General features: G+C 45.4%; 16 protein-coding genes. 6 read left to right on the top strand and 10 right to left on the bottom strand.

Going from position 1 to position 17,852, the window contains the following annotated elements:
• The first annotated feature begins 130 nt into the window (after positions 1–130).
• A complete protein-coding gene (locus tag JOD82_RS13300; protein ID WP_029515779.1) occupies positions 131–1,168 on the top strand; it encodes an alpha/beta hydrolase in 1,038 nt (345 codons plus the stop codon).
• A gap of 256 nt (positions 1,169–1,424) precedes the next feature.
• A complete protein-coding gene (locus JOD82_RS13295; protein WP_029515780.1) occupies positions 1,425–2,804 on the top strand; it encodes a Fe-Mn family superoxide dismutase in 1,380 nt (459 codons plus the stop codon).
• 204 nt (positions 2,805–3,008) lie between these two features.
• On the opposite strand, the gene JOD82_RS13290 is transcribed toward JOD82_RS13295, so the two are convergent.
• From JOD82_RS13290 to JOD82_RS13260, 7 genes are all read right to left on the bottom strand, one after another.
• Positions 3,009–3,854: a lipoate--protein ligase family protein gene (locus JOD82_RS13290; protein ID WP_069011279.1), complete on the bottom strand. Its 846-nt coding sequence runs from the start codon at positions 3,852–3,854 to the stop codon at positions 3,009–3,011.
• Positions 3,855–4,016: 162 nt separating this feature from the next.
• Positions 4,017–4,610 (bottom strand): GTP cyclohydrolase I FolE, encoded by a 594-nt coding sequence (gene folE / locus JOD82_RS13285; protein ID WP_013308743.1) that lies wholly within the window; start codon positions 4,608–4,610, stop codon positions 4,017–4,019.
• A 54-nt stretch (positions 4,611–4,664) separates the two neighbouring features.
• The gene (locus tag JOD82_RS13280; protein WP_013308742.1) at positions 4,665–4,919 is read right to left on the bottom strand and encodes a YneF family protein; all 255 of its coding nucleotides are present in this window, start codon (positions 4,917–4,919) and stop codon (positions 4,665–4,667) included.
• A 107-nt stretch (positions 4,920–5,026) separates the two neighbouring features.
• Positions 5,027–6,775: a tRNA epoxyqueuosine(34) reductase QueG gene (gene queG, locus JOD82_RS13275; protein WP_209949421.1), complete on the bottom strand. Its 1,749-nt coding sequence runs from the start codon at positions 6,773–6,775 to the stop codon at positions 5,027–5,029.
• Positions 6,776–6,870: 95 nt separating this feature from the next.
• Positions 6,871–7,308: a ribonuclease HI gene (gene rnhA, locus JOD82_RS13270; RefSeq protein WP_023986996.1), complete on the bottom strand. Its 438-nt coding sequence runs from the start codon at positions 7,306–7,308 to the stop codon at positions 6,871–6,873.
• A gap of 38 nt (positions 7,309–7,346) precedes the next feature.
• On the bottom strand, positions 7,347–7,931 hold the full coding sequence (lepB, locus tag JOD82_RS13265) for a signal peptidase I (RefSeq protein WP_029515784.1): 585 nt from the start codon (positions 7,929–7,931) through the stop codon (positions 7,347–7,349).
• Positions 7,932–8,062: 131 nt separating this feature from the next.
• On the bottom strand, positions 8,063–8,488 hold the full coding sequence (locus JOD82_RS13260) for a GNAT family N-acetyltransferase (RefSeq protein WP_029515785.1): 426 nt from the start codon (positions 8,486–8,488) through the stop codon (positions 8,063–8,065).
• Positions 8,489–9,008: 520 nt separating this feature from the next.
• Here JOD82_RS13260 and JOD82_RS13255 point away from each other — a divergent pair.
• Both JOD82_RS13255 and JOD82_RS13250 read left to right on the top strand, forming a co-directional pair.
• Positions 9,009–9,623 carry a superoxide dismutase gene (locus tag JOD82_RS13255; RefSeq protein ID WP_029515786.1) on the top strand — a complete coding sequence of 205 codons (615 nt, stop codon included), beginning with the start codon at positions 9,009–9,011 and terminating at the stop codon, positions 9,621–9,623.
• Positions 9,624–9,757: 134 nt separating this feature from the next.
• Positions 9,758–10,249, top strand: a complete 492-nt coding sequence (locus JOD82_RS13250) for a DinB family protein (protein WP_069011277.1) — start codon at positions 9,758–9,760, stop codon at positions 10,247–10,249.
• A 181-nt stretch (positions 10,250–10,430) separates the two neighbouring features.
• Here JOD82_RS13250 and JOD82_RS13245 read toward each other — a convergent pair whose 3' ends face one another.
• The gene (locus JOD82_RS13245) at positions 10,431–11,864 is read right to left on the bottom strand and encodes a PTS transporter subunit EIIC (RefSeq protein ID WP_069011276.1); all 1,434 of its coding nucleotides are present in this window, start codon (positions 11,862–11,864) and stop codon (positions 10,431–10,433) included.
• 24 nt (positions 11,865–11,888) lie between these two features.
• Entirely contained in the window at positions 11,889–14,081 is a 2,193-nt protein-coding gene (locus JOD82_RS13240; protein WP_069011275.1) for an alpha-galactosidase, read from the bottom strand.
• Positions 14,082–14,255: 174 nt separating this feature from the next.
• Between JOD82_RS13240 and JOD82_RS13235 the strand changes: the two genes are divergently transcribed.
• On the top strand, positions 14,256–15,077 hold the full coding sequence (locus tag JOD82_RS13235; protein WP_069011274.1) for an AraC family transcriptional regulator: 822 nt from the start codon (positions 14,256–14,258) through the stop codon (positions 15,075–15,077).
• A 346-nt stretch (positions 15,078–15,423) separates the two neighbouring features.
• The gene (locus tag JOD82_RS13230) at positions 15,424–16,353 is read left to right on the top strand and encodes an AAA family ATPase (protein WP_090738462.1); all 930 of its coding nucleotides are present in this window, start codon (positions 15,424–15,426) and stop codon (positions 16,351–16,353) included.
• A 482-nt stretch (positions 16,354–16,835) separates the two neighbouring features.
• Here JOD82_RS13230 and JOD82_RS13225 read toward each other — a convergent pair whose 3' ends face one another.
• Positions 16,836–17,723: an NAD(P)H-binding protein gene (locus tag JOD82_RS13225; RefSeq protein ID WP_069011272.1), complete on the bottom strand. Its 888-nt coding sequence runs from the start codon at positions 17,721–17,723 to the stop codon at positions 16,836–16,838.
• Between the last annotated feature and the right edge of the window lie 129 nt (positions 17,724–17,852).

Raw genomic sequence — 17,852 nt, 5'->3', positions numbered from 1 at the left:
GGCGTTGACTTTGGATAACCCCCATCATACGATAATAGGTATCTATACGGATATACACTATCATTTTCAAGTGGAATTATACCTAAATTCTATTGAAACGAAGATCAATTTTATATAAGGAGGCTCTTACATGATTTCTACATCCCAGCGCAACTCTCAGCTACAGACCGCTGTTCAGGAGCCGTCCACCCCACTCTTTAATCCCCGTCTGCTGCGGTTCAAGCACGTTGTGATTGCTCTGCTGCTGTCGGTCGTTTTTTTTCTGTTGTTTTGTTTTATTGCCTTGCATGCTTACATCGCATGGGTACTTACGAATCCTACCGTCGCGCCGCTGTACTCTAATCCGATGCAGGCCAAAAACATGCCTTATGAGGAAGTCAGCTTCCCTGCCAAGGATGGTAGCCGCATGGTACAAGGCTGGTATATCCCGGCGGATCAATCGCGGAAAACGATTATTTTCAGCCATGGTTATGGAGCTAACCGCGAAGAAAGCTGGATTCCCATGTATGATCTGGCGCATTATGCCCACAGTTTGAACTTTAATGTGGTCATGTTCGATTATGGATTCGCGTCACAAAACAGCAAATCAGTCGCAACCGGAGGCAAAGCGGAATCCCAGCAGCTTCTCGGAGCGATCCAGCTTGCGAAGCAACGCGGCTCGTCGGAGATTATCGTATGGGGCTTCTCCATGGGGGCAGGAACCGCTCTTCAGGCGGGCTTGCAAACCAAGGATGTGGACGCAATGATTTTGGACAGCACTTTCCTGTTGGAGCCGGATACGCTGTACCATAACATTCACAATCAAATTAACCTGCCAAGACATCCGTCTTTGGAAATTCTGGAGTTGCTGTTTCCAGTCTTGAACGGCACCAGCTTGCATCAGATTCCATATCAGGAGGTTAAAAAGGAAAACTATCCGTTCCCGATCATGTTTGTGCATGGTACACAGGATGAAAAGGCTCCTTATCCTATTGCGGAAAAGCTCGCTGCCAATCAAACCAACCCACTTTCCAGTGTATGGATTGTCAAAAACGGAATACATGAGCTTATTTTCAGAGAGCATCCCCGTGAATATCTACGGCGGGTATCGACGTTTCTAAGCAGTGTACAGGAGCTGGAGGACAAGAAAACGATCGCTGATGCCCACAAACAAACGACTACAAAGTAAAGAATTATTTTTCAAAAAAACTGTATTTAATTCTTCACCTTGAAGAAGCCTGCCTACGGACACTAACCCGTGCCGTAGCTGGGCTTCTTTTTCGTTTACCATGGTATTCTTGTTCTACGTAACAGATGTGACCAAATTAAGCGAGTTCATAGACATATTCCCGATAGGACAGCGAATATACTGGGTACGTATGCATCCAGGGCAGATCTGCCAGATCCGCCGGATAGCCATAGTGGGATACGGGAGGTATAAAACGATGCTGAGTACTTATGGGTCTTTCCTGCCCTTACGTGTGCTGGAGGAAATTCGGCATTGGAAGCAGCAGGAAAGTTGGCATGTGGAAGTGATTAAATCCGCTACCGAGGGACTGGAGCCTACTTATGTACGGCTGCTGGATGATTGGCGGACTGTATTCGAACAGACGGAACGCACCGCCATAGAGTTGCTTGAAGAGCAACGGAGCGCACTTGATCCGGCAGATCAGGCGTGGCATCAGGAATGGAAACAGCTGTCGGCTGCCCCACAAGCACATACACACGAATTCACTGAACCTCCAAAACAGTCAAGGGGATTAGACGCATCATCATCTGTAAAGATGCCATCGTCAGAGTCAGCATTAAACGCTCAGCCTGACTCACAAGAATTAAATCGTCGATTGGACGATTTGCTACAAACCGCAAACCGCCAGTCACAGGAGTATGTACGGCAGCTCGGTCTGCTGAGCGAGCACAGTCATGCATTGCGTCAGCAGCCAAAATCCGCTGGAGTTGTATTACACGCGGCACATGAAAGCCAATATTTCCTGATCTCGACAACCCCCTTTCAAGAACCTGGCTCCATCGCAAGGGCTGCTGGGTTGTATCATGTAGCGACAGAGGGTGAGAATTACCCAGAGGAAGCGTTTCGAGAACGTCAGGCAGGCATAAGGGGAGAAGGCACATGGACGACTAAAGGCGTCAAATCCAGCCAGGCTCAACCTTCGGCAACGGAAAAAACCTCAATCGGCCGGTCGGTTCCTATTGGAGGACATCGACTCCCACCGCTCCCTTACCCCTATAATGCGCTTGAACCGTATATTGATGAAAAAACGATGCGCATTCACCATGACAAGCATCATTTGAGCTATGTGAATGACCTGAATAAAGCGGAAAAGAAGCTGGAAGAAGCCCGAAAAACAGGTAATTTTGATCTCGTAAAACATTGGGAACGCGAACTGGCATTCAACGGCGCAGGCCATTATCTGCATACTCTTTTTTGGACGATCATGAGTCCTCAAGGCGGTGGAAACCCAAGCGGACCGCTGGCTGAACAGATTAAAAAAGATTTTGGCAGCTACGATGCATTCAAAAAACAATTCAGTTCGGCAGCCGAAAAGGTCGAGGGTGGCGGCTGGGCGATCCTGGTATGGAGTCCGCGCGCGGGACGGCTTGAAATTTTGCAGGCCGAAAAGCACCAGAATCTGACTCAATGGGAGTCCATTCCGCTGCTGGCGATAGATGTGTGGGAACACGCATATTACTTAAAGCATCAAAACGAGCGCAACAAATACATTGAGGATTGGTGGCATGTCGTTAACTGGCCTGAAGTGGAAGCACGCTACGATCAAGCCTCCAAGCTGAGATGGCAACCCTTCTAGAGGTTGTTCAAAAAGTCGTCTTTCCATAACGAAGCTATTCAAGAAGCGGATTCGACGTCGAATCTTGAATTCAGCCGGGCCTTCCGTTGCTCACGTAGATCTGTCTACGCTCCGCTACTCAGTCCCTAGCTTCATCCAACTTTCTCGGTCCTGAAAAGCCGACTTTTTGAACACGCACTAATAGGCTTCTAAGCTAAAGACAAACTACACCTGCAAATCGTATAGCTCTCTGAGCGCTGCCATTTGTTCGGTCCATCCTTCCGGTTGTACCAGCCAGCTATCGGCAGGTGAAATGGCTGTCTGGCTCTCGACGACACGGCGCAAAGATGCCGTGTACGCCTCAACAGACGGCACTCCAGCCAGCTCTGCCAGGCTACCCATCGTTGCTGGATTCACCCGGGGGTAATCCTGCTGCTGCACGCCTGTCGAAGTATCTCCGGCTGCCTCTGTATAGAATTGCTGTACCGCCTGTGCACGCTCTGCACCGCTGCCCTCAATCATCACGAAGGCTGTGATGATATACGCCTTGGCTTGACGTCGCTGTGCAATGCCGCAAAACTTGCGGCCCCGGACGCTGACATCGTAATCCCCGGGACAGAAGGACCCGGGGATTTCTCCGGTCTGCGCCTCGCCAGACCACGGAACCAGCGCATCGGCAATTAGCGCTGCCATGAGCCGAAAATCTTCATGCAGGCTGATGGCCCGCTGTGGATTCGGCAGGATCAAGGACAGGTTCAGCACCCCCCTGTCCAGCATGACGGCTGCTCCACCTGAGGGGCGTACGCATACCGAAGTTCCCGCGTTGCGCACTCGCTCCATCGCTTGTGGGGCGTAAGAGAGCCTGCGGTCCCGGTGACCGATCACAAGCGCTGACGGATGCCGCCAAAGATGCAAAATGGGTGCAGCTCCTTTCCCTACTTGCCGACAGGCCAGCTCCTCCCAAGCCAGCGGAGACAAAACGTCCTCCTGAGTGTCCGCAAGTGGTGCTTCAAACCACTGCAACTCAGGCAAAGCTGTTGTTTTTTCTGTTGATCTATGTACATTCTCCATACGTTATCCCCTATCTATAAAAATAACTGTTATCCATAGGCTAATCGTAATTTTAAGGCGGCTATCCCGTCGTTTATATCTGATGTTAACAAAAAAAGGTGGCTACGCCTATGCGTAAACCACCCTTTTTTGTTCATCACATAAACGTCTTGCGATGTTCGATCAATCCTTAAGCAGCGACAGAAACTCTGCGCGCTGCGCTGCATCATCACGAAACGTACCGCGTACCGCAGACGTTACTGTTTTGCTACCAGGCTTTTTGACACCTCTTGCACACATGCACAGGTGCTCGCCTTCTACGACTACCATAACCCCGTGAGCGGAGACCGCTTCATTTAAAATATCAGCGATCTGTGAAGTAATACGCTCCTGTACCTGCAATCGGCGGGTCACTGCCTCTACCAGGCGTGCAAGCTTGCTCAATCCTACAATTTTGCCGCTGGGTACATAGCCGATATGCACTTTTCCGAAGAAAGGAGCCATATGGTGCTCACACTGGCTGTAATAGACGATGTCCTTCACGATCACAAGCTCCTCGTGATTCTCGTCAAATGTCACACCCAGCGCATCCCGGGGATCAACCTCATAACCCGCAAATATTTCCTCATACATGCGCGCAACGCGTGCCGGTGTTTCCAACAACCCTTCACGCTTGGGGTCCTCACCGATCAGTTGTAAAATCTGCTCCACATGGTACTCGATTTTATCCCGGTTATCCGCAGCTTTGCGGTTAATATAATCTTTTACGCCAGCCACAGTAATCCTCCTCTATGCAGCAACCTCATGCGGCATCCGTACTCACGTTGCTCATTATTTCCGACGGCCCTGATTTTTACGCGGACCAGGCTGATTTTTGGAGAACTGTTGGTTCTTCATCATCTGCTGGGCTTTTTGCATTTGTTTCCCATTCAGGTTGTAACCCATCTGTTTAGCCATTTTTTGCAGCGTTTCAGGGTCGTTTTGCATCTTCTCAAGCTGTTTACGAAGATAATAAGCACCGATGAAAAATCCCCCAACCAAACCAGCAATCAGGGTAATAATCGGAATGACAATATTCCACACCACGAAGTCGTCACCTCTGTATATTTATATGAAACATCTTGAATTACACACGAACCTATCATAGCAAAACATGGGACAGCTAGCAAATCACTTTTTGCAAACATATGTCCTTATTGTTTCTCCAAATCCAGCAACTTCGTCTTGACTGGCAAGCCTCCAGCATAACCGACCAAACTTCCGTTAGCACCCGATACTCGGTGACATGGAAACAGAATGGGTAACGGATTTTTGTTATTGGCTCCACCCACAGCACGTACTGCCTTGGCTCGTCCGATCGATTCCGCAATATCTTTGTAGGACACACTTTGTCCGTACGGAATATTTTGCAGTGCACGCCACACCTGCTCTTGAAAAGGAGTCCCTCTCAAATCATAAGCTATACTAAATTCCCGCCGTTCTCCGGCAAAATACTCACGCAGTTGGTCCGCAGCTTCGCGCAGCTTTTCCGGCTCCTGCACATAGACATATTCCCCAATCCATGTTCGGGCCCATTGCTGAAGCAGTGCTTCCTTCGCATGAAAAACGCCATAGTCTATTCGGCACAGCCCCCGATCCGTAGCGCACAGCGTTAACGTGCCCACAGGTGTCTCCATCTCATCATAATAAATGGTGGTTGGACTCTGTGAATCCCCGGCCGTTACTTCTGATTTTGATAATTCAGATGCCTTTAGCTCTTCTGCCTGCTCTTGTTCCTCTAGCTTGGAATGCGCCTGTGCGATCATTTCGCGTACTTGCTCATGTTGTTCCTTCTCTGATGCTTGCTTGATCGCTGTCATAGCGTTTTCCCCTCCTATTCGACTCAAAGCCCACGCCGCCGTGCCTCGCAGCTCGGGACGCGGATCATCCAATAAAACCTCCGTCAATTTGGGCACCGCGCTAACATCCTTGAAATTGCCAAGACCAATGACTGCATTGCGTTGAATCGGCTTCTTCCCCCGCCAGGCCGCCGCACTTTGACCAAATCGGTCTTTAAATTCGCGATTGCTCAAATCCAATAACGGCAGCAGCAACGGCTTCACAATTTCAGGATCGGGTGTAAGCTCGGGATGGTGATCCCAGTTGAGACCCCGATTTTTAGGGCATACCATTTGGCAGGTATCACATCCATACAGCCGATTCCCTATCTTCCGCATAAACTCCTCATCCAGAAAGCCCTTCGTTTGCGTCAAAAAGGACACACACCGTTGGGCATTCAGCTGTCCAGGACCCACAAGCGCGCCCGTAGGACAGGCATCCAAACATTTGGTACACTCGCCGCAACCCTCCGTTACCGGTTCATCTGGCTGGAAAGGAATGTTCGTCAACAGCTCACCTAGATAGATCCATGAACCCAGCGTCGGTGAAATCATCATCGTATTTTTGCCGCTAAAGCCAATCCCTGCCCGTTCCGCAACGGCCCGATCCGACAATTCTCCGGTATCCACCATGTTTTTCATAATGGCATCAGGCACCCGCTCGCTTATAAAAGCCTCAAGCTTTTCCATCGCTTCGCGTAGTACCAGATGATAATCTTTCCCCCAGGCTGAACGGGCCAAAATACCACGGTACTTCCCCTTGTCCGACTTCGGCGGGTCCTTCATTTTGGAAGGATACGCCACTGCAATAGCAATCAGAGATGCAGGCTGTGAGCCATACAGCTCCGGGTAGATCCGCTTATCAATATCTGGCTCCTCAAAGCCGGATTCATAGCCTTTCGCACGATGCTCTTCCAATATAGCTTTCAGAGACAGAAAGGGGTCGGCGGATGCGAACCCGATGGAGTCGATACCCAGCCCTGGAGCCGCCTCAATAATTTCCTGCTTGAGCGAAGCCCAAGTCGAAGCGGTTCCGGCAGCCGCCTGAGTCAATCCGCGTTGCATCCGATACTCACCTCTCTTCCACTTTTTATCATTACAGATATGAGAATTTGCAAAATTCTCATATCTCAAATTTCAACAGAAAATAGCAGCAGATGCTACCGTAAATTTTTAACAGCACTGGTCGCTAGAAAATCACAACGATTATTCAGTTCGTTGTCACTGTGCCCCTTAACCTTCACATATTCAACCTCATGCTTACCCATCAGTTCCCACAGCTCTTCCCATAATTCCTTATTCTCCACTGGCTGATTTTTACTGTTGCGCCAGCCATTACGAAGCCAGTTCTTAATCCAGCCCTGTTTGAAGCAATTGACGACATAGGCAGAGTCACTGTGTACTTTCACATGGCAAGGCTCCTTGAGCAGCTTCAGTGCTTCAATCACGGACTTAATCTCCATACGGTTGTTTGTCGTCATTTTCTCGGCACCTGACAGCTCCTTACGATGCTCCCCATACAGCAGAACGATCCCCCAGCCCCCAGGACCCGGATTTCCCGAACAAGCACCGTCGGTATATACCATCACTTCTTTCATCATCCTCTTCCTTTCCTTGATTTCAGACTTTAGTTGCTCTATAGCCACTTCCACTCAGATATCGGCCAAAATATAAATTCTGCACGTCCCAGTAAATCTTGAGATTTAATGCTGCCAAAATAGCGGCTATCCTTGCTTGCTGCAGTATGGCGATTATCTCCCATGACAAAAAAGTGCCCCGGCTCCACCGTAAAAGGACCATAATCACCATCCTCCACGTCAGAGTTGGTGTAAGGTTCATTTAGCAGTTCACCGTTCACATACAAATGATTATGTTCAACTCGGATTACATCTCCGGGAATACCTATGACTCTTTTCACTAAAAATCTTGGGCTCGACAGCTTGGAATCGGGATCTTTTAAAATCACAATGTCCCCCCTGCCCGGATCATGAAAATTATAAACCAGCTTGTTAACGAACAAATGCTGGCTTTCCATTAGCGTCGGCTGCATCGAATGTCCTCTAACCGTGGACAAGTTAAATACAAACAGGTTCAGAAGCAGCAAGACGACCATAGCGATCAGAAGAGTGACTAACCAATCGCGTATGTAACCAGAGCGACCTGCTTGTTTGGACGTTTCCGGCGAGGGAGGCGGGCCTGACGAAGGAGCCAAAGCGTCCATAATTAAACCTCCTCAACCCTGTTATAAATAGAAAAGCATATCCCGTACCCGATTGCAACGGTTACTCAGATATGCTCTAAATGTAAATATTATACTTAATGTTATTCAATTCTCTTTATTTCGATTCCCAATTAATGAGGCGCCAAAATACTCAGCTTCTGAAAAGCCTGTAAAATCTGGCTTGCTCCATAGCCCATCGCTTCGTACAAAGGCATGGCCACACTGTTATGCTTGTCCCCTGCTACCCAAATACGGCTAACCTTACGTTGCTGAAAACGCTGCTCCATGGACTCCACAAGCGATTTGCCGATTCCCATCCGACGACGATCCGGGTGAATAGCGATACGATAGTAACAACCATCATTCTGATCGATCGTGCCGATCAAAGCACCCACGATCTCTCCCTCTTCTTCTGCAACGATAATCAAACCGGAATCCCACGAAAGCTGACGGGCAAATGCTTTCACCGTCTCTTTGTAGCACTCCTCTGACAAGGCAATTTGCATGAGTTCCGTTACTGAGTTCACATCACTTAATTGAAAGGAACGAACGTGCATAAGTAATATCTCCCTTTTCGTAAGCATAATAAAAAAATTGAGACAGCACCGTCATTTTTACATAAATCCTTAAATTTCTTATCATGGTGTTAATCACAAGGCATTATGATAAAAATGCATACGATCTGCTATATATGAAATGAAGAACAGGAAAAGGGTGTATGCCCTCAAGTTCGTCATGTCATAGACATGACAGATTATAGCAGACGACAAAAAAGCCGAAATTTCTGCTTCCTTGACCATTAAACCATACTTTTTGACGGAATACATCCCTTTTTCTCATGTAAGCGCTGTATATAAAGCGTTTACATTTTAATGTTCACAATTTACCTCTTATTACCTATATATTGTGTATTTCAAGCGGGTTTTTGGACATGCTAGCTACCAGGCCGTATTGCCCAGTTTGCTATTTTACAAACAAAAATGTTGATTAAATAGGCTGAATGCGGTTTAATATAACTGTCGAGGGTATTATTACATAGGAACACTTACCCAACCATATAACCAGGAGGGATTTACTATGGCATTTCAATTACCAGAACTTCCTTACGCAAAAGACGCACTGGAACCGCACATTGATGCACAGACAATGGAAATTCACCATGATCGTCACCATAACACATATGTTACAAACTTGAACGCAGCTCTGGAGAGCGCTCCCGAACTGCAAAGCAAAAGCCTGGAGGATCTGATCTCTAATCTGGACAGCGTTCCAGAAAGCATCCGCACTGCGGTTCGCAATAACGGTGGTGGACATCACAACCACAGCCTGTTCTGGGAAGTTATCGGTCCTAACGGTGGCGGACAGCCAACAGGTGCAATTGCTGAAGCAATCAACAATGAACTGGGCGGCTATGACAAATTTAAAGAAGACTTCACTAAAGCAGCTACAACTCGTTTTGGTAGCGGCTGGGCTTGGTTGGTTGTCGGCAAAGACGGCAAACTGGCGATCACTAGCACTCCAAACCAAGATAGCCCGCTGTTTGAAGGTCTGACTCCGGTACTTGGACTGGACGTTTGGGAGCATGCTTACTACCTGAAATATCAAAACAAACGCCCAGACTACATTTCAGCTTTCTACAATGTAATCAACTGGGATGAAGTCAACAAACGTTACGCGGCTGCAAAGAAATAAGCCAGTAGCAACATTCTAATCCTATAATAAAGGGCTGTCTCAAAAGTAGATTTTCTACGAATGAGACAGCCCTTTTGGCATCCTATGGTAAACTGGTGGAGATGATTCTCAAATATGGCTCTGGAGGTTGATGGATGCAGACTTTTTTTCGTTACAACTGGTTGATTCGGGAACAATGGTACCGCTGGTGTGAAGAGGTGTCGCAGGAGGAATTACTGAAACAACGCGTCGGCGGAGTCGGCGGCATTCTAAAGACACTCTTCCATATCGTTGACGTGGAGTGGAGCTGGATTCAAACGATTCAGGGCAAACCCGACTTTCAGGAGGACTTCTCTCTGTATGATACGCTCGACAAGGTCCGTGAGCTGGATGGGAAGTTTCGACTCGATGTCGAGCCGTTCGTGCTCGCCTGGCATGATGGTCTGGAACGGAAAAGGTTTGAAGATCACCTCCCGGACGGCAGAATTGTAATGGATGCCTGGGGCGAGGTGATGCGCCATGTCATTGCCCACCAAATCCACCATATTGGGCAATTGTCCATATGGTCTCGGGAGCTCGGCAAGCCTCCGGTTTCGGCCAATGTAATCGGCAAAGGGCTGATTGAAAGCGATGGTGGCATCGATTAGCTTTAACGAATGTACATGCATACCTATGTAAAACTTAGGGCCATCCTCGGTCGTTTATAACGACGGAGGACGGCCCTTTTAATTTTTTCATCTATGCTCTCTTGTCCATTCCACAAATATTCTCTCCTTTAACCGTTTTCATAAAAGCTTAATTTTTTCAACCTGCTAATGTTCTTTTGGTTCAGGCTCGTGACCTCTTGCTCTTGATAGCACCGTAAGCCAATGTAAATAATGCTCCACATAACAGGGCAATAAGATGAGCGATAAGATAATTGATATGACCGTGATTATCCGACGCTGCAATTGCAAAGCCCGGAAGAGCCGTGGTTCCGAATCCTATGGCTGTCAGTTTACTTAAATATACATATGCTCCCGCAACCATTCCTCCGAGGCATCCAGCAACTAAGGGGAACTTATACTTTAAAGTGACCCCAAAGATCGCTGGTTCCGAGATTCCAAAAAGTACAGACCCGAATGCAGAGTAACCCAATTCTTTAACTTTAGTGTCTTTGCGATTCAAAAGAATATACCCCAAAACGGCGCCCCCTTGAGCCATCAAAGCTACTGATGCCAATGGGTTGATAAAATTTCTGCCTGTATCGGTTAACAGCTGCGCTTCTACCGCACCCATAACATGATGTAAGCCTGTAATAACAATGATCTGCTGAATGCCTGCAAAAAACATAAAACCGAATATTCCAAGATTTTGCGTCATCCAAAGCAGCGAAACGGTGACCAGACTGGCCAACTCTCGCCCAAGAGGGCCGATAATCGTGAACAATAGCAGGGAAGAAACAAAGACCGTCAGCAAAGGAGCCAAAAATAATTTAATCATGTCTGGAACCTTTTTGTTAAAAAATTGATCCAATTTGGCTACCACATACCCCATCATCAGAGCAATAATAATACCACCCTGAAATCCAACCAACTGTACGGGAAGGCCAAAAAGACTGATCGATTCCGGATTTTGACTCCCTTTAGCTACCTCAAAGGCATCCGCCAGGGCCGGATGCAGCATAATCGCACCCAGCACAAGCCCCAGAATAGGACGACCGCCATATCTCTTGGTTGCAGAATAAACAACAAGCAGCGGCAGGATGGTGAAAATACCCGTGGAAACGATTTGAACAAAGCGATTAATCCCTTGAAAAATTGGATACATCTCCACAATCGATTTAGGACCAAATAACCCCTTCTGACCTAACAGCCCGGTTATCCCCATTAACAATGCGGCGGCGAGAATTCCCGGCATGATCTCAATGAAGACATCTGACAGCGATTTAATGGCTTTTTGAAAAGGATTTTGCTTTTGTGCGGACTTTGATTTGACATCACTTAATGACATATCTTCTGTTCCGGTCAGTTTGGAGAACACGGCATATATATTATTGACCAACCCTGCTCCAAAAATGATCTGCAGTTGATCCCCCGCTATGAAAACACCTTTAACCAGATCAATATCTTCAATCTTCTTTAATTCCGCTTTTTCATTGTCCTCAAGTACAATTCTTAATCTTGTGGCACAATGGGCCACACCGATAATGTTCTCTTCACCACCGATATATTTTAAAATTTCTTGAGAAATGTGCTTATACCGCTTTTCTTTTGCTTCCATCTAGTAAACCCTCCTCTAGCTGAATCAGATCTCTTCTTTAACAAATCTCCAGAACATGCCTAAAAAGTCCTGCTTCACCCTGGCAAGCGTTATGCCAACATGCATTAATTCATCACCGCCGAACAGCTCACCGGTTTCTACATTTCTATAAACGTAGTCTGGATTCAAACCTTTGAATTTTAACGTTTTAATCGCGGCAGCGGGTTGGGATAAAACCTTGAAATAGCTGGCCGCCATTTCCGTTTGATCCTCTGACACAAAGCTCCATGCGGCTTCATTTTCATCAAACGGATTAATCATTCTGTAAAAATTTCCAAACTGAATGAGCGATCTCATTTCTTTATATAGAGCTATCTGTTTTTTCACCACTTCTTTTTCTTCAATGGTTAATGTCGTCAAATCCAGCTCATATCCTAAATTCCCGGCCATGGCGACATAACCTCTTGTCTCCAAGGGAGTTATTCTACCCACTTGATGGTTGGGTACTGTGGAAACGTGTGCCCCCATGGTAATTGGCGGGTAGACAAGACTTGTTCCCCATTGAATTTTCAGTCGGCAAATGGCATCCGTATTATCGCTCGTCCAGGTCTGAGGCATGTAATAGAGCATGCCGGCATCAAAACGGCCTCCTCCGCTAGAACAGCTCTCGAATAAGACATTGGGGAACTTTGATGTAAGCTCTTCCATAATATTATAGAGTCCCAGGATATAACGATGCGCAGTCTCCCTTTGTCTCTCAGGTGGCAAGGCTGCCGAACCCACATCCGTCATGTGACGATTCATGTCCCATTTTACATAAGTAATTGGAACATCCGATAAAATATCGGAAACCGATTTAATAACGTATTCACACACTTCCTTCCTCGATAAATCCAACATCAGCTGATTTCTTCCCAACGTATACGGACGATCAGGGACATGGATACACCAATCGGGATGCTTTCTGTATAAGTCGCTGTCTATGGATACCATTTCAGGTTCAAACCACAAACCAAACTCCATACCCAGATTTCGAATGCGGTTTGCAAGATCCGGCAATCCATCTGGAAGTTTGCGACGATCCACCACCCAATCGCCTAATGAAGTATTGTCATCATCTCGTTTTCCAAACCACCCATCATCCAATACAAACAGCTCCACTCCCACACTTTGAGCTTCCTTCGCCAACTGCTCAATCTTGTTGGCATCAAAGTTAAAGTAGGTAGCTTCCCAGTTATTAATCAGGATCGGCCGCTCCTTGTCACGAAAAGGCCCACGGCATAATCTGTTCCTGTATAAATCATGATAAATTCTCGACATACCGCCCAAGCCATTTTCGGTGTATACCATGACCACTTCTGGCGTTTGGAACGATTCCTCTGGTTCAAGCAGCCATGTAAAATCAAAAGGATTAATCCCCATCGTGATTCTTGTGTTCCGATAGGAATCTACCTGAGTCTGGGCCGTAAAGTTCCCGCTATACACCAGATTAAAGGCGTACACTTCACCCTGTTCTTCATCTGTCCCTTTTCTTACAAGTGCCATAAAGGGTGCCTGTTGAGGGCTGCTAGCTCCACGGCAGCTGTCTACCATTTGAATTCCGGGTACAATTTTTCGCCTTGCTATATTTTTCTCATTATTATGCGCACCGTACAAGGTAATGAGCTCGTATTCATCATCACGGAAATCCACACTAGCACTTAACGCTCTAAGCAGTTTTAGCTGTTGCCGACCTTCATTCTCGAAACGGACTGAACGGGTAATGACATCCCGCTTTTGATATAGGCTATAGGATAGTACAACCTTTACATCAATTAATGGGTCTTCAAGGACGATTTCCAGTGTTGCTACTTCGCCATCATCCTCTGCATACGTAGAAGGAAGCCCTTTCAATTTTGGTTTGCCTTGGAAAACCCGATGTTCTTTATACCGGAAATCGGTCACGGTAGAACCATTCTCCAATTGAATCTGATACGCAGGAATCCTGAAATCGCTATTCCCAAATGACGGATATTCTTGCGGGATGGTATCCAGTGAAAAGGCTCGATCCTCGCCATCGGGATTGGGCGAAAATCCTCTATCCATAAAGATGATTTTATTGCTCCCCCGATAGTTCTGAATTTTCTTTCCCCAATACAAATGGGATAAATAACCACCTCGTATAACCTGCATGACATAACTTGTATTGCTACCTTGTAAATGGAATAGAAGCTTCTCTTTATCGATGTATATAGCCATAGCAACCCCCTTATAGCGCTAATAGTACGATTTCCCAAAATTATAAATTATGTTGTTTGCTTATCGTTTACATTCTAATAATAATTGAATAGTTTTAATAATTATATGGAATAATGTAGACTCTATATGAAACAGTGTGATAATATGCAGAGATGAATTAAGGGGTGAAACCAAATGAGTTCGCATTTTTCCAATCATTCCTATAACAATCTGGATCTCAATCTATACACATGTGGCAAAGAGAGCTGTACCAGCAAACACTCTTATGGTCCAGCCATTCGAAGCGGGTATATGGTGCATTTTATTTTAAAAGGAAAAGGGATCTTTAAAGTCAACGATAAAATCTATCATTTGGAGAAAAACGATGCTTTCTTTATTGAACCGAAAGTTTTAATTTACTACGAAGCGGATGAGCTCGACCCATGGGAATATGCCTGGATTGGTTTTAATGGGGTGCAAGCAAAAGAATATCTAAGCCGGACCTGTATCCATAGGGACAATCCCATTTTCCGGTTTGAAGCGGAGGGCAGCCTTGCCCGCTGTATGGAGAGCATCGTGGTTTCTTCTACGCTGAAAACCAACAAGGACCTGTTGCTTGCATCCAAGCTGTATGAATTTCTGTATCTGATGTTTGATCTTTACCCTAATCAGGAAGTCAACCCTGAGGTAAGACAGCAGCGGTATATTAAAGAAGCGCTTCTCTTCATTCAACAAAACTATTCACACTTCATTACCGTAAGTGATATTGCCAAGTACATTTCAATTGACCGTTCGTATTTGCATCGTTTATTTAAACAGCAACTAAATAAGTCACCGCAGGAATTTTTATTGCATTTGAGGATTGAAAAATCGTGCTCCCTATTAAGAAATACTTCCCTTAAAATCGGAGATATTGCTCGGTCTGTAGGGTATAAAGATGTACTCCTTTTCTCCAAAATGTTCAAAACGGTCAACAAGGTAACTCCATCCGAATACCGAAAAAATTCTCCAAAATAACACCTTCGCTCGCAAGTAAGTTAGGCATATTCGTTCCAGAAACAAAAAATAGCGGTAGTATGGATCAACCTCATGTCCATACTGTCGCTATTGTCAAAAGATAATAAAGTTCTAGACTGAAAAATAAAGTATTAGACTGACGTTGCTTCATTAAGCTAACGAGCAGATTAGCACAACCAAGATAAGATAAGTAGATTTCGTCTGCTATAATACCTACATCGACTATGAATGGAAGGGGATTGAGCAATCAATGCTTTTAGAAGAGGAAGCTCCCACATTATTGAGGGAGGTTTACTAGTTGAAAACTTCAAATTGAAACGGAAGAGAAAACATAAGAGCAGGTTAGATGAATTACGGAGGAATGAAAATGTATTTAGATAAATTCATATTGCCTATAGATGAAGAATCCTCATTGATAGAACAAAGAATGGCATACAATGGCGGTAGGTTTGGATATGTCGACGAAACTTACCCATGTGGCATTTTCTCAAAAAATCGGTTTTCCGAATTGAGCTTTTCAAAAATCACAATTTTATATGGAGGAAACGGCTCGGGGAAAAGCACACTTCTAAATCTCATAGCGAATAAATTGGAACTAAATCGTATTGCACCATTCAATTCAAGTGAATTGTTCAGTTCATATGTTGAACATTGTAAATTTGAACTTGGACTTGACGACGAGGGATTTAAACATCGAATTCCAAATGGAAGTAGGATAATCACAAGTGACGATATTTTTGATTATATGCTTACAGTCCGCACAAACAACGATGAAATCGTGGATAGCACAGAAGATATAAGATCGGAATGGGGAAATCTGAAATTCGGCAATACAGTGAAAATGAATAGCATGGATGATTATGAAGCATTGAGGTTACAGGTGCTCTCAAGAAAAAAATCAATTTCACGCAGGGAGTTTATTCGCAGAGTCGCCGGCACCGAAATTAAACTGAACAGCAATGGGGAGACAGCCCTGAGTTATTTTAATTCCAAATTTAAAAATGACACATTATATTGTTTGGATGAACCGGAGAACAGTCTATCTCCTAAAATGCAGCTTGAACTTGTCAAAATGATAGAGGAAATGGCTCACTATTGCGGATGTCAATTTATCATTGCAACGCACTCACCGTTTTTACTGGCGATGGAGTTTACAAAAATATATGATTTAGAAGCTAATCCAGTCGACATAAAGCAATGGTGGGAATTAGAAAACCCAAAAGTGTACTTTGATTTTTTCAATAAGCATAAAGGGCTGTTTCTACACAATAAGTAAAGAAACAAGATTTGAACAAAAATATATCCGCCGCGTATATTAAAAAAAATTTGAGCTTATTTATTTATCGCTGATTACGCTAACGGGGAAACGATAGCTCAATAAATTGGCTTTTACCACGCCTTATTTAATACCAAAGAGAGCCTATCCCTTTATTAATTGGAAATGATTTAACCTCCAAATCAAAGTGATGGGCTTATTTTCTTTCTCCTAAGCACTACACTACATTAGACTGACGCTATTTAATTAAGCTAACGAGCAGATTAGTTTAAAGTCAATCGATATGAACCTTATCACAGGTAAGGTTATTTTTTTGTGCGCATTCATCAATAAAGAACAAAGCTCGCTGTCACTTCAGCGAGCTTTGTTCTTTATATGTCAAAACCAAGTCATAGTAAACCCTATTCGAGGTCTCAAGTTATCGAAAGAAATAGCGCACTTAGGCGCGTTCTCATCCGCAGGTTAAACAATATTCTCGCTGTTTAAACAGATTTAATATACACATCTGCAAAAACTTTTGCAAAGTCTTCGACCTTGACTTTACCGAGGTGGTAGTCGGTGGCACGGAGGCTGACGTAGAACTCGTCGGCGTTCTCGCAGGCGCGGTTCATTTGGGCAAAGGCATTGGCAGTGTTTTCGTGGAAGCCGATTTTTTTCATATTCTCAGCAAGAGCTTCAACGGTGATTTGTTGGTATTTGGCCTCGATACCATTCTCAGCAAGGGCATTGAGCCAGTCGTTACCTGTGGCCCAGTCACTAACAATGAACTTCGCACTTTTACCCGATGGGGTGTGAGAAATCAGGGCGTAAGCGACGTCCGCGATATCAACGGGGCTGACCCAGCCTTGTGGGATGTCAACTGAAATTGGGCTGAAGATGGTCTGCTGGGTTTTTAGGCTTTGCATGTCGGCAAAAAGATTGCTGTAAAAGCCGACAGGGCGGATGTGGACAACGTTCACGTCTTCAAGCGAGTTTAGCGCTTCTTCTGCAAAATGATAGCTGTAGAGAATGCCGGCGTTTGGGTTGTCGGCGCCGACTGAGCTGAGGTTGACGACGTTTTTTACGCCTGATTTTAGCACAGCGGCCTTATAATTTTCAGAAAGATCAATGGCGGTCTGCCACATGTCGGTGCCAGAGGCATAATTGATACCTGATATCATGAGGTAGACGACGTCGCTACCTGCAAAAGCCTGCGCGAGGAATTCGACGTCGAGGTTTGAGCCGACCGCTGGTTTGGCACCGAGCGCTTTGATGTCGGCGATACGATCTTTGGAGCTTGTGATGACGGTAACATCGTGGCCGTCTGCGATTAGGGATGGGAGGTAGTTGCGGTTAATATTGCCGAGTGAGCCGAGAACTGTGATTTTCATTGTGTAATCTCCTTTTTTAATGTGATTTCGAGAAATGGATATCGCTTATTGGGACCGTTATCCCTTCCTTGATTGGATATTCATTACAAGAGAGATTATACATCGGATAAATAAACTAAGTAAACTAAT

Source organism: Paenibacillus sp. 1182, from assembly GCF_017833915.1.
GTDB lineage: Bacteria > Bacillota > Bacilli > Paenibacillales > Paenibacillaceae > Paenibacillus > Paenibacillus polymyxa_D.
The sequence above is the reverse complement of the archived record's forward strand: the minus strand, read 5'-3'. Positions and strand labels throughout refer to the sequence as shown.